Raw genomic sequence first — 12536 nt, 5'->3', positions numbered from 1 at the left:
CCTGCGCAGCAATGCTGTACAGCAAAACTGAGCAGCATTGCTGTAGGGTTTGGTGCTGTCGGGCTCAGCGCCAGTGTCGTCGCAGCCGGGGCCACGGCACACGACAACGGGAAGGGCCTCCCATGTCCGCAACAGCAGTCGGAACCGTCAACGCCTCCATCGAGGCCGTCACCGCCCGCCGGATCATCGACAGCCGGGGCAACCCCACGGTCGAGGTCGACGTCGTCCTGGCGGACGGGTCTTTGGGGCGCGCGGCTGTGCCCTCCGGTGCCTCCACCGGTGCCCGGGAGGCCGTGGAACTGCGTGACGGAGACTCCGCGCGCTGGCACGGCAAGGGCGTCGACCGCGCGGTGGCCCACGTCAACGAGGAGATCGCGGCGTCCGTGCGCGGCCGGGACGCGGCGGATCAGGCAGGTCTCGACGCCGCGCTGGTCGCCCTCGACGGCACCGCCACGAAGTCCCGGCTCGGCGCCAACGCGATCCTCGGCGTCTCCCTCGCCGCCGCCAAGGCCGCCGCGGCGGCCCGCCGCCAGCCCCTCTACCGCTACCTCGGCGGCGCCGACGCCCACCTCCTGCCGCTACCGATGATGAACATCGTCAACGGCGGCGCCCACGCCGACAATCCGCTGGATTTCCAGGAGTTCATGATCGCGCCCGTGGGCGCGGACACCTTCGCCGAAGCCGTCCGCATGGGCAGCGAGGTCTTCCACACCCTGCGGCGCGATCTGCTGGCCGCCGGACACTCCACGGGCGTCGGCGACGAAGGCGGCTTCGCGCCCGCGCTGCGTACGGCCGAGGAGGCGCTCGACTTCGTGATGACCGCCATCGAGCGCACCGGCTACCGCCCCGGCGCGGACATCGGCCTGGTCATGGACCCGGCGTCGTCGGAGTTCTTCCGCGACGGGGCGTACGACTACGCGGGCGAGGGGGTGCGCCGCACCCCCTCCGAGCACGCCGACTACCTGGTCAAGCTCATCGACGCCTACCCGGTCGTCTCCATCGAGGACCCGATGGCGGAGAACGACCTGGACGGCTGGCGCGAGCTGACCGCCCGCGTAGGCGACCGCTGCCAGCTCACCGGTGACGACGTGTTCTGCACCAACGAGACGCTGCTGCGTGAGGGCATCCGCACCGGCGTCGGCAACTCGGTCCTGGTCAAGGTCAATCAGATCGGGACCCTGACCGAGGCGCTGGCCGCGGTGTCCACGGCCCACCAGGCGGGCTGGACGGCTGTCATGTCCCACCGCTCGGGCGAGACGGAGGACACCACCATCGCGGATCTGGCGGTGGCGACCGGCTGCGGTCAGATCAAAACCGGCTCGCTCTCCCGCTCCGACCGCACGGCGAAGTACAACCAACTGATCCGGATCGAGGAGGAACTGGGCGACTCGGCACGCTTCGCCGGCCGCTCCGTACTGCGGCGGGCGTGAACCGCGGCGCCTGCCGCATCGGACGGCGGCTACCGGGACACGGGCCTGGTCATTTCGCACCACCGCGTCGCTGACGACCTGGTGGCTGGGCGCACCGGGCTCGCGCCCTCGCCTCAACTGCCGGCCAGTGTGCGGTCAAGGAGGGGGAGCAGGCGGTCCCAGTGCCGCTTGAGTCCGGCGGAGTCGAAGGCGTCGGTGTCGGACATGGTGAAGCCGTGGACGGTGCCGGGGTAGATCTCGGAGGTGTAGTCGAGACCCGCGGCATCCAGGGCCCGGTTGAGCTCGCTCAGGGCCTCGGGCGTCAGGTCGCTTTCGGCATGGCCGAAGTGGACCTGGGCGGTGATCGCGGCGAGGGCGTCGGGCCCGTCCGCGTTCACCGGAGCGTGGAATGCGGCGACGGCTGCCACCTGGCCGGGGTGGGCCGCGGCGGTGCGGGTCGCCAGAAGGCCGCCTATGCAGTAGCCGGTCACCGCGACCGGACCGGCGACGACCTCGGGCTGGGTGGTGAGGAACTTGAGGTAGGCATCGGCATCGCTGCGGACACGTTCGGTGGTGTGCGCCTCGATCATGGGCATGAGCTGGGCGAAGATGCCGGGCCGGGCCTCTTCTCCGATGTACTCGGGAAGCTCGATCACCGGTGCCGGGCCGTGCCGGTAGAAGAAGTTGGGGACGAGTACGTAATACCCGTGCCCGGCCAGTTCGCAGGCCATTTCCCGCAGTACGGGCCGGATGCCGAAGCCGTCCGCGTACATGAGCACCCCTGGGTGCCGCTGGCCACCGTCCGGGAAGGCGGCGAAAGCGTCGGCGCGGCCGTCCGCGGTGGGAATGTGCAGCGTCTTGGTGGACATGAGTTCTCCTGTCGTGGTTGACGTATCGAGCCTTGGTCAACACGACGGAGGCGGGGCCCGCGCGGCAGCCCCGGATCCCCGGTCCGACAGCGGGCCGGCACCGGCCCGTACGGCGCTCAAAGCAGCGCCGGGTCATCTATCTGTGAGTGGCGCGAAGCCGTCCCGGTAGTCATCGCCGCACAACCTAGCTCACCGGATGGAATGGAGGCCAGTGCTCCCTTGGTCCGCAAGTGCCGGGGCGAGCTGCGTGGTCCGACACGGCCGGCCCGGCAGGACCGAATTCGGGCAGTGATGTCGGGTTGGGGTGTTGCCGGCGGGTGACCTGCTTGGTACGGGCCCAACTGAGCGCCGCCAGGCACGTGCAGAGCAGGCGGATGCTCCGCGTGGCTCCCGGCGGGCTCTGGGAGGGCTCTGGCTGCTGCTCCGGCGACCTCAGCCTGCGTTTGCGTTGCCGCCCTGGCGCCGCCCGGCGGTGTCGTCAACGGGTGCCCAGAGCCGGTCGGCGTCACCGGCGGCCAGGCTGCCCCGGTAGATGTCGATCTTGCGGTCGATGAGTTTCAGGTTCTCCTGGACTTCGGCCAGCTTGGCCAGCACATCGGCACGGTGGGCCTCCATGAGGGCGAGCCGTTCCGCCTCGTTGCCCGGTCCGGCGGCGACCAGCTCGGCGTACCGGCGGATGCCCCTGATGGGCATGCCGGTGGCGCGCAGCTTCGTGCAGATGACGATCCACTTGAGGTCGAGTTCCCGGTAGCGGCGGCGACCGCCGCTCGTGCGGTCGACCGGGCTGACGACCAGGTTGGCGCGCTCGTAGTACCGCAGCGTGTGCACGCTCACCCCGGTACGGCGGGCCGCATCGGCGATGGTGACGCCTTCTGCGGGCACAGCGCCGGGTTGCGCCTTCGTCGGCTCGGCGGCGTCGGATGCCGGTGCCGGTGCCTGGTACGACTTGATTTCGAGCACGCTCTAAATCCTAGCGTCGTGGCCATGAGTCCATCCGTACTGTCCCCCGCCGCGGCGTGCGAACCGAGCCCGCGCCGCAAGTCCCTGGTGCTCGCGATCTGCTGTGCCAGCATCGTCGTCGTGGTGATGGACATCTCCATCGTCAACGTCGCCCTTCCCGCCATGGGCCGCGACCTGCATGCCTCGGAGTCCGGCCTGCAGTGGACGGTCGACGCCTACACCCTCGTACTGGCCGGGTTCCTCGCGCTGGCCGGGTCCACCGCCGACCGGATCGGCCGGCGGCGTGTCTTCCAGACCGGTCTCGCGGCCTTCGGCCTCGGGTCGCTGCTGTGCGGACTGGCGCCCGGCATCGGCTGGCTGATCGCGGCACGTGTGCTGCAGGCCGCCGGCGGGACCATGCTCAACCCGGTGGCCATGGCGATCGTCGCGAACACGTTCACGGGTGCCGCCGAGCGGGCACGGGCCATCGGGGTGTTCGCCTCGATGTCCGGGCTGGCGCTGGCGCTCGGCCCGATCCTCGGCGGCGGGCTGGTCGACGCCCTCGGCTGGCGGTCGGTCTTCTGGATCAACATCCCGATCGTGGCCGCGGCGATCGTGTGCGCCGCGCTGTTCGTGCCCGAGTCCCGTGCACCCCGGGCCCGCCGGTTCGATCCTGTCGGGCAGGTGTTGATGGTCCTGGTCCTGAGCAGTGTGGTGTACGCGATCATCGAATCGGGATCGCTGGGCTGGACATCGCCGGTCATCGTCGGACTGTTCGCCGTGGCCGCGCTCGGTGTGGCGGGCATCCTCGGTTACGAATCGCGCCGTGCCGACCCGCTCGTGGACTTGCGTCTCTTCCACAGCGTGCCGTTCAGTTCGGCGATCGTGATGGCGCTGTTCGCCCTGTGCGGCTTCGGCGCGTTCTTGTTCGTGACCACCCAGTACCTGCAGGATGTACGCGGCCTGCCGCCGGTGACGGCAGGACTGTGCCTGCTTCCGGTCGGGCTGCCGGTCCTGGTGATATCGCCCCTCACCGGGCGCGTGGTCGGCGAACGCGGGCCCCTGCTGCCGCTGCTGGTGGCAGGTACCGCCCTGGCACTCGGCGGAGGCGTGTCACTGTGGCTCGGGCCGGATACTCCCCTCCCGGCAGTACTGGCGGTCTATCTGCTGTTCGGCGTCTTCCTCGGCGCGGTCAACCCGCCGATCACCAACTCGGCCATCTCCGGGATGCCCCGCTCGATGGCCGGGCTGGCCGGCTCGCTGGCCTCCACCGGCCGCCAGGCCGGCACCACCTTGGGCGTCGCGATCTCCGGTACGGTCATCGGCGCGGCGACCGCCCGTGGCGGCACGGCGTTCACGGGCGCGGCGCACGGCGTCTGGTGGATGGTGGCCGTACTCGGCGTGGGCATCGTGGTGCTCGCTCTGGTGAGCACAGGGGACCGGGCTTCCCGCACCGCCGTACGAGCAGCCGCGCTGTTCGAGCGAATGGACGCGCCGGCAGCGAGCGAGCCGGGAACGGCCATGACGCAAGCACCCCAACGGTGAGCAAGCGGCCACCGGGCGGGCGGACCACAGGTACGTCGGCAGACACCGGTCGAGATCCCGACCGGCGGCGCCAACTGCCGTGACGTCAGGTTCGTCCGCCTGGCAGACTCGTCCTGCAGGATGCGGCCGGGCGAAAGCACCTCGGTCAGTCCGGTCGCCGGGGCGGGGAGGGCTCATGGGCGGGAACGATCCGCACATCCACGTGCAGTCGAAGGTGGTCCACGATGATGCCGCCGCCCGCAACGTGCTGGCCTCCACGTTCGGACTGGCCGGTGACCTGCCGAGCCTGGTCACTACTGGATGCGGGCTGCGGGTGCCGTATGCGATGACCTCTCCTCGCCCGGACCGTGTCACCTGCCGCGCCTGCCGTGAGCACGCGCGGCGCGAGCACCTGCGCTTCTCGGAAGAGGTCGAACGCCTCAGCCGTATGACTGGATCGACCATCAGCCTTGCCCAAGGGAAGCTGGCCGCGGACAGGCATCGCGACCTTGCGCAGAGGTTCTCCGGCCCGCAGGGCTGAGTCGCCGAGTCCGTAGCCGAAGCAACGGCTGACACGACGCCCTGCGCGCATCGCCTACTGCACGACCTGACCGGCCAGGCGGACCTGGCGTGCGCCCTCCAGCGGTTGGCTCATGACTTCCCCGGGGGCTCGCCCGATCGCCGGATAGGGCGTCGGCCCCGGATCGCGCACCTTGCGGAAGGGCGCGGTCCGGGGACTGGCGGTGTCTCCTCAGCCCTTGATCTCGCCCGCGTGGGCGCTCAGGACGCCGGCGGTGACCAGGGCGAAGAGGGCGATGCCAAGGAGGATGCGGTAGATGACGAAGGGCATGAAGCTCTTGCTGGAGATGAACTTCATGAACCACGCGATGACGGCATAGCCGACGACGAAGGCGATGAGGGTGGCGAAGATGGTCTGGGGCCAGGCGACGTGACCCTGGCCGGCGTCCTTGAGTTCGTAGACACCGGAGGCCAGTACGGCAGGGACGGCCAGGAGGAAGGAGTAGCGGGCCGCGGACTCGCGGGTGTAGCCCATCAGGAGACCGCCGCTGATCGTCGCGCCGGAGCGGGAGACGCCGGGGATCAGGGCCATGGCCTGGCAGACGCCGTACAGGAGGCCGTCCCGGACGTTGAGTTCGGTCAGGGACTTGCGCTGTTTGCTGGCGCGGTGCCGGCCGCCGGTTTCGTCGCGGGCGGCCAGGCGGTCCGCGATGCCCAGGACGACGCCCATGACGACGAGGGTCGTCGCGATCAGGCGCAGGTCGCGGAAGGGGCCTTCGATGGCGTCCTTGAGGGTGACGCCCAGTACGCCGATGGGGATGGAGCCGACGATGACCAGCCAGCCCATCTTGGCGTCGTGGTCCTTACGCACCAGTTCCCGGTTGGCCAGGGAGCGGGCCCAGGCGGAGATGATGCGCGCGATGTCCTTGCGGAAGTAGATCAGTACGGCGGCCTCGGTACCGATCTGGGTGATGGCGGTGAACGCCGCACCGGGGTCCTGCCAGCCCGCGAACGCCGCGGTCAGCCGCAGGTGGGCGCTGGAGGAGATCGGAAGGAACTCGGTCAACCCTTGGACGAGGCCGAGGATGAATGATTCGAACCAAGACATTGAAAACTACGCTATCCAAAGGGTGATCAAGCGGATACCAGCGGGGCGCGGTACGGACGGGGTGGGAGTAGGGAGATGAAGGGGACGGATGGTGGGGTGTGGGGGCGGGTATTGCGTGGCAGGGGGCAGCGTAGCGTCCGAAGGTTTCATGGCGGTTCAAGGGCCCGGGGAGACCGGCCGGTCAGCGGCCTCCCAGCAGCTTCCGCTTGCGCCAGGCCACGACCACCGCTCCCAGGCTGCTGACGGCGATGAAGGCCGTGGACAGCAGGAAGGCGGGCGAGGTGGGGGTGGCGGCGCGGGCGCCCGCGACGACGTACGCGATGGTGTTCGGGATGCTGCCCAGCGCGGTGGCCAGGAGGTACGGCCGCCAGCCCATACGGGAGATCGCGGCGCAGTAGTTCGTGGCGCAGAACGGCAGGCCGGGGAGGAGCCGGATCAGCAGCATCGAACGGAAGGCGTGCCGGCTGAGCTGCCGGTCGGCGGCGGTCAGCCAGCGGGCCCGGAGCAGCGGGCGCAGCGCGTCCTGGCCCAGCAGCCTGCCGAGCCCGAACGTCAGGGCGGCGGCCAGGACCGTACCGGCCAGTGAGGAGACCGTGCCGGCCTGGGAGCCGAAGAGCGCGCCCGCGGCGACGTTGAGGATCGGGCGCGGTACGAAGGCCGCCGTGCAGATTCCGTACGCGAGTGCGAAGACCGCCACGGCCGTGCCGCCGGCGAGCTGCGGCGGCCAGCCGTCCGCCAGCAGCCGCTGCGGCTGCCACAGGAGCACCGCCGTCAGGGCACCCGCCAGTAGGAGGAGTAGCAGGGCCAGCCGGCACCACGGGGAGAAGAGCACACGCGTGCAGCGCGTGGCGGGGCCGACGGGTGGTGCGGCGGGTTCGAACATCCCGGGAGCGTAACCGACGAGAGTGGCAGGAAGGCATCATTCTGGGGTCTTGGTCGTGAACCGGGTGAGGGGGAGGCGAGGGGGAGGCGAGGGGGAGGTGCCGGGCCCGCGGCTCGGTTCGGCCCGGACCGGCCCAGGTCCGGCCGGGATGGTCGCAGGGAGCGGTCCGGCGGCCGGCGGCGGTTCGGCCGCCGGCGGCGTCGGCTGCGTGCCGCCGCGCCGCCCCGACGGCGTCCGCGGATAAATCGTTCGACGTGGGAGCGGCCACGCGGGATGATTCGGCACATGTTCCGGTACTCCTTCCACGCGCTCCCGTCCGCAGTCGCGGACGCGCCGAAGGCTGCCGTGAACTCCCTCGCCGCGCTCCTCGCGGCCCCCGGTATCTGCACCGCCGTCGACTGCGCCGCCGTGGCCTGCACGGCCGACGATCAGACGGCCGTCACCGCGCTCACCGCCGCCACGGCAACCGGCGGCACGCGAAGCTGACCCTCTCCGGCACGTCCGGCGGGCCCCGCAAGGGGAGGGTCGGCCGGATCCAGGGGTCCCACGGCGCCCAGCCGCCGTCATCACCGCGTTGTTGCGAGGAACGACCATCATGTCCAAGACGGCATACGTACGTACCAAGCCGCATCTGAACATCGGCACCATGGGCCATGTCGACCACGGCAAGACCACCCTGACCGCCGCGATCACCAAGGTACTCAGCGACCGGGGGAGCGGGACGTTCGTCCCCTTCGACCGGATCGACCGGGCTCCGGAGGAGGCCGCCCGCGGCATCACCATCAACATCTCGCACGTCGAGTACGAGACCGGGACGCGGCACTACGCCCATGTCGACATGCCCGGACACGCCGACTTCATCAAGAACATGGTCACCGGGGCGGCGCAGTTGGACGGCGCCATCCTGGTCGTCTCCGCGCTCGACGGGATCATGCCGCAGACCGCCGAGCACGTGCTGCTCGCCAAGCAGGTGGGCGTCCGGCACATCGTCGTGGCGCTCAACAAGGCCGACGCGGGCGACCCGGAACTCACCGACCTCGTGGAGCTGGAGGTGCGCGAGCTGCTGACCTCGCACGGCTACGACGGGGAGCACGTACCGGTCGTACGGGTCTCCGGGCTGCGCGCCCTGGAAGGGGACCCGCGCTGGACCGGGGCGATCGAGGCGCTGCTCGACGCCGTGGACACCTATGTGCCGGTTCCGGAGCGCTATGTCGACGCGCCGTTCCTGCTGCCGGTGGAGAACGTGCTGACGATCACCGGGCGCGGCACGGTCGTCACCGGGGCCGTGGAGCGCGGCTCCGTGCGGGTCGGCGACCGGGTGGCGGTCCTGGGTGCCGACCGGGAGACGATCGTCACCGGGCTGGAGACCTTCGGCAAGCCGATGGAGTCCGCGCAGGCCGGGGACAGCGTCGCACTCCTCCTACGAGGACTCCACCGTGACGAGGTGCGCAGGGGACATGTCGTCGCGGCGCCGGGCAGTGTGACACCGCGGCACCGTTTCACCGCTGAGGTGTACATCCTGTCCACGGAGGAGGGCGGCCGTCGTACGCCGCTGACCACCGGCTACCGTCCGCAGTTCTATATCCGTACGGCGGACGTGGTCGGCGACATCGACCTCGGCGAACGGGGCGTCGCCCGTCCCGGCGAGACGGTGCGGGTGACCGTCGAGCTGGGCCGCGCTGTGCCGCTGGAGCCGGGCCTCGGCTTCGCCATCCGCGAGGGCGGCCGGACCGTGGGCGCCGGCACGGTCCGCGCGGTCGGGGACGAGTAGGCCGCGCGCGGAGACCGCGGGCGCGAGGCGCGGGGGGACGGGGCACGTACGAGGGAGGTGCGGGCCAGGCCCGCAGCGCGTACGCGCCGCAGCGGTGAGGAGCCCGTACGCGCCATGGTCGGGGGCCATGGCGCGTGCGGGATGGGATGTCGTCACCGCGCCCGTGCGCGGGTATGAGAACGGGGCGGCCCTGATGGACGGGCGGAAAAAGCGAAAGAACGGACGGCAGGCGGCGGACGGCGGGCGAGGGGCAGGAGGCGGCGATGGCGGGGACCGCACTGGTACTGGGCGGCGGCGGAGTCACGGGCATCGGATGGGAGATCGGCATGCTCGCCGGATTCGCGGCGGCCGGGATCGGCCTCGGCGGCGCCGACGCCGTCATCGGGACCTCGGCGGGTTCGGTCGTCGGCGCCCAGATCACGACCGGGCAGTTCACACCGGAAGAGCTGTACGAGCGCCAGCTCGTGCCGCCCGCCGGGGAGAGCGCCGTACGGATGGGCCCGACGGCGATGGCGCGGTTCGCCGTCATCGCCCTGCGCTCCCGCGACGCCGTGGACTTCGGCGCGCGGATGGGCCGCCTCGCCCGCTCCGCCCGTACGGCCCCGGGACCCGGGCCGCGGGTCGCCGTCGCCGAGCGGCTGGCCTCGCACGACTGGCCGACGGGGCGGCGGCTGATGATCACCGCGGTGGACGCGGAGACAGGGGAGCGGACGGCCTTCGACGACAGCAGCGGCGTGGAACTCCTGGATGCGGTGGCGGCCAGTTGCGCGGTCCCCGGCATCTGGCCGCCGGTACGGATCGGCGACCGGTGGTGGATCGACGGCGGCGTCCACTCCAGCTCCAATGCCGATCTGGCCGCCGGGTACGACCGGGTCGTGGTCCTGGCGCCGATGGCGGCCGGCGGCGGCCCCTTGGCCACACCTCGGTCCCAGGGTGCACGGCTGGCCCGGAGCGGTGCCCGGGTGTGCGTGTTCACGCCCGACCGCGCGGCCCGTGCCGCTTTCGGCCGGAACGTCCTGGATCCGGCCAAGCGTGCGGACGCCGCGCGGGCGGGACGCCGGCAGGCAGTCGCACACCTCGTGGAGGCGGCACGCGCCTGGTCGCAGTGATCACGTGACACGAGGACTCCCACCGGTCCTCTCTCCCGTACGGACCCCCGTGACCGGATTCGAGCGCCGGCGTCCGGCCGCCGTGCCGCACCGGCGTCCGGCGCCCGGACGTACCGGCACAATGAGCCGGTGGACGAAGCATCCGAGCCGATACCGGTCTCCCGGCCCGTGGACCACGGCACCGCCAAGCTCCTGCCGGACGTGGACCGTCCGCGTGCCTGGCTGCTGACCGTCAACGGCGCGCCCCAGTCATACGTCGACCTCGACGCGCCCGAGCACCTGGAGTTCGAGTACGCGCGCCGGCTCGGACACGTACTGGACGAGGCCGCCGCTCCCGGCCGTCCCCTGGACGCACTGCACCTGGGCGGTGGCGCGCTGACCCTGCCCCGCTACCTCGCCGCCACCCGCCCCGGCTCCCGCCAGACCGTCGTCGAGGCCGACCGCGGACTGCTGGCCCTGGTCGGCGAACACCTGCCGCTGCCCGAGGGCTCCGGCATAGCGGTACGAGCCGAGGACGCCCGTACGGCCCTGGAGGCGGCGCCGGAGGCCGGCGCGGATGTGATCGTCGGGGACGTCTTCGGGGGATCGCGGGTGCCGGCGCATCTGACGTCCCTGGAGTACGCGGGCGCGGTGGCCCGCGCGCTGCGTCCGGACGGTCTCTACGCGGCCAACCTCGCCGACAGCGCGCCCTTCGCCTTCCTGCGCGGTCAGCTCGCCAACTTCTCCCATGTCTTCGAGCACCTGTGTCTGATCGCCGAGCCGGCCGTGCTGCGCGGCCGTCGCTTCGGCAACGCGGTGCTGGTCGCCTCGTGGGTGCCGCTGCCGGTCGGGCCGCTGGCCCGGCGCACCGCCGCCGACGCCTTTCCCGCACGGGTGGAGCACGGCGCCGCACTGGGACGGCTGATGGCCGGCGCCTCACCCGTGCGCGACGCGGATGCCATACCGTCGCCGGAACCTCCGGACGGCGCCTTCAGCATCGGCTGAGATCAGGCGGAGGGCGGGGACGGGGACGCGGGCTCGGACAGGGGCGGAGACGGGGACGGGGGCTCGGACGCGGAGGCGGGTGTGGGTACGGGCACCCTGCCCGGTGCCTCGTCCGCCTCCGGAACCGGCCCCGACCCGGACTCCGGGCCCGGCCGCGGAACCGGATCCGTACGGCGCGTCAGCCGGCGGACGTCCCCGACGCACAGCACACCCGCCGTCAGCACCACCACCAGTGCGGAGCAGCCCCACAGTGCCGTCCGCCTCCCGATCAGGTCCTGTACGGGGCCGGCCAGCGCGGTGGCCAGGGGGACGATCGCCACCGACCCGAACCAGTCGTACGCCGAGACCCGGGAGAACTTCTCCTCGGGCACCTCCTGGTGGAGCGCCACCATCCACGTCACGCCGAAGACCTCCACGGCGACCCCCGTACCGAACATCACCGCGATGAGGACGGCGGCCGGCACCGGCACGGCGAGCGCGGCCGAGGGCAGGGCGAGCGGGAAGACGCACAGTGTGCCGGCGAGCAGCAGGCGGCGCGGCTTGCAGCGGATCATCAGCAGCGCGCCGCCGACCGTACCCAGCCCGAACGCGGCCAGGGCCAGCCCCCACGGCCGTGGCCCGCCCAGGCTCTCTTCGGCGACCAGCGGTCCGTACACCGCCTCGGCGGCTGCCACGACCGCGTTGACCAGCGAGAACTGTACGATCACCGCCCACAGCCACGGCCGGGAGACGACCTCGTGCCAGCCCTCGCGCAGATCGTGGAAGACCCCGCCGGTGGGCGTCCGCCGGGGGATGTGCCGGACGTCGAGGAAGGCCCGCAGCGCGCCCGCGACGGCGAACGCCGCGGAGTCGACGGCCAGGACCCAGCCGGGGCCGATGGTGGCGACCATGGCGCCGCCCAGCGCCGCGCCGCCGATGTTCGCGCCGTTCATCGACATCCTGAAGAACGCGAAGGCACGTCCCGAATGCTCCCCGGACACGCTGGAGAGCACCATGCCCTCCGACGCCGGACTGAAGAACGCCTGACCCGTACCGCCGAGGGCGGCCAGCAGCGCCATCTGCCACAGCCGCGGCTCCCCGGCCAGGACCAGCAGGGCGAACAGGCCCTGGGAGAGGCAGTTCAGGGCGTTGGCGGCGACCATGACGCGGTGCCGGGGCAGGCGGTCGGCGACCGCGCCGCCGATCAGGAGGAAGACGACGAGCGGGACGGTACGGGCCGTGGCGACCAGTCCCACGTCGGTCGCGGAGCCCCCGGCCCCGAGTACGGCGAAGGCCGTCGCGATCAGCGAACCGGAACTTCCCAGGCCCGCCACCATGGCCGCGGCCGTCAGCAGGGTGAAGTTGCGCCCCGCCCAGGCGGGGCGGCGCATTATCGCCAAGACGGCACCCGCGAGGGGGAGTGGTGCTGCCGCGTTGCGCTT

General features: G+C 71.8%; 12 protein-coding genes. 7 read left to right on the top strand and 5 right to left on the bottom strand.

Features of this window, described 5'->3' with window-relative positions; genetic code table 11:
• Window positions 1-122 precede the first annotated feature (122 nt).
• A complete protein-coding gene (gene eno, locus KGS77_RS02200) occupies window positions 123-1430 on the top strand; it encodes a phosphopyruvate hydratase (protein ID WP_242578423.1) in 1308 nt (435 codons plus the stop codon).
• 113 nt (window positions 1431-1543) lie between these two features.
• Here eno and KGS77_RS02195 read toward each other — a convergent pair whose 3' ends face one another.
• Both KGS77_RS02195 and KGS77_RS02190 read right to left on the bottom strand, forming a co-directional pair.
• Window positions 1544-2278, bottom strand: coding sequence for a dienelactone hydrolase family protein (locus KGS77_RS02195; protein ID WP_242578422.1), 735 nt, complete (start codon window positions 2276-2278; stop codon window positions 1544-1546).
• Between the two features lie 432 nt (window positions 2279-2710).
• A complete protein-coding gene (locus tag KGS77_RS02190) occupies window positions 2711-3238 on the bottom strand; it encodes a MerR family transcriptional regulator (RefSeq protein WP_242578421.1) in 528 nt (175 codons plus the stop codon).
• 24 nt (window positions 3239-3262) lie between these two features.
• On the opposite strand from KGS77_RS02190, the gene KGS77_RS02185 reads away from it, so the two are divergent.
• Together KGS77_RS02185 and KGS77_RS02180 are read left to right on the top strand one after the other, a co-directional pair.
• Entirely contained in the window at window positions 3263-4762 is a 1500-nt protein-coding gene (locus KGS77_RS02185; protein ID WP_242578420.1) for a DHA2 family efflux MFS transporter permease subunit, read from the top strand.
• A gap of 175 nt (window positions 4763-4937) precedes the next feature.
• Entirely contained in the window at window positions 4938-5282 is a 345-nt protein-coding gene (locus KGS77_RS02180) for a hypothetical protein (RefSeq protein WP_242578419.1), read from the top strand.
• A 210-nt stretch (window positions 5283-5492) separates the two neighbouring features.
• On the opposite strand, the gene KGS77_RS02175 is transcribed toward KGS77_RS02180, so the two are convergent.
• Both KGS77_RS02175 and KGS77_RS02170 read right to left on the bottom strand, forming a co-directional pair.
• Window positions 5493-6368, bottom strand: a complete 876-nt coding sequence (locus tag KGS77_RS02175; RefSeq protein ID WP_242578418.1) for an undecaprenyl-diphosphate phosphatase — start codon at window positions 6366-6368, stop codon at window positions 5493-5495.
• Window positions 6369-6549: 181 nt separating this feature from the next.
• Entirely contained in the window at window positions 6550-7251 is a 702-nt protein-coding gene (locus KGS77_RS02170; RefSeq protein WP_242578417.1) for a TVP38/TMEM64 family protein, read from the bottom strand.
• A gap of 285 nt (window positions 7252-7536) precedes the next feature.
• Here KGS77_RS02170 and KGS77_RS02165 point away from each other — a divergent pair, with 285 nt between their 5' ends.
• From KGS77_RS02165 to KGS77_RS02150, 4 genes are all read left to right on the top strand, one after another.
• Window positions 7537-7737: a hypothetical protein gene (locus KGS77_RS02165; RefSeq protein ID WP_242578416.1), complete on the top strand. Its 201-nt coding sequence runs from the start codon at window positions 7537-7539 to the stop codon at window positions 7735-7737.
• Window positions 7738-7846: 109 nt separating this feature from the next.
• Window positions 7847-9022: an elongation factor Tu gene (tuf, locus tag KGS77_RS02160; protein ID WP_242578415.1), complete on the top strand. Its 1176-nt coding sequence runs from the start codon at window positions 7847-7849 to the stop codon at window positions 9020-9022.
• 263 nt (window positions 9023-9285) lie between these two features.
• The gene (locus KGS77_RS02155; RefSeq protein WP_242578414.1) at window positions 9286-10131 is read left to right on the top strand and encodes a patatin-like phospholipase family protein; all 846 of its coding nucleotides are present in this window, start codon (window positions 9286-9288) and stop codon (window positions 10129-10131) included.
• 129 nt (window positions 10132-10260) lie between these two features.
• Entirely contained in the window at window positions 10261-11115 is an 855-nt protein-coding gene (locus tag KGS77_RS02150) for a fused MFS/spermidine synthase (RefSeq protein ID WP_242578413.1), read from the top strand.
• A gap of 2 nt (window positions 11116-11117) precedes the next feature.
• On the opposite strand, the gene KGS77_RS02145 is transcribed toward KGS77_RS02150, so the two are convergent.
• Complete coding sequence (locus KGS77_RS02145) at window positions 11118-12485, bottom strand: MFS transporter (protein WP_242587252.1); 1368 nt, start codon at window positions 12483-12485, stop codon at window positions 11118-11120.
• Window positions 12486-12536: the final 51 nt, after the last annotated feature.

This window comes from Streptomyces sp. MST-110588, from assembly GCF_022695595.1.
In the GTDB taxonomy this organism is placed as follows: Bacteria; Actinomycetota; Actinomycetes; order Streptomycetales; family Streptomycetaceae; genus Streptomyces.
The sequence above is the reverse complement of the archived record's forward strand: the minus strand, read 5'-3'. Positions and strand labels throughout refer to the sequence as shown.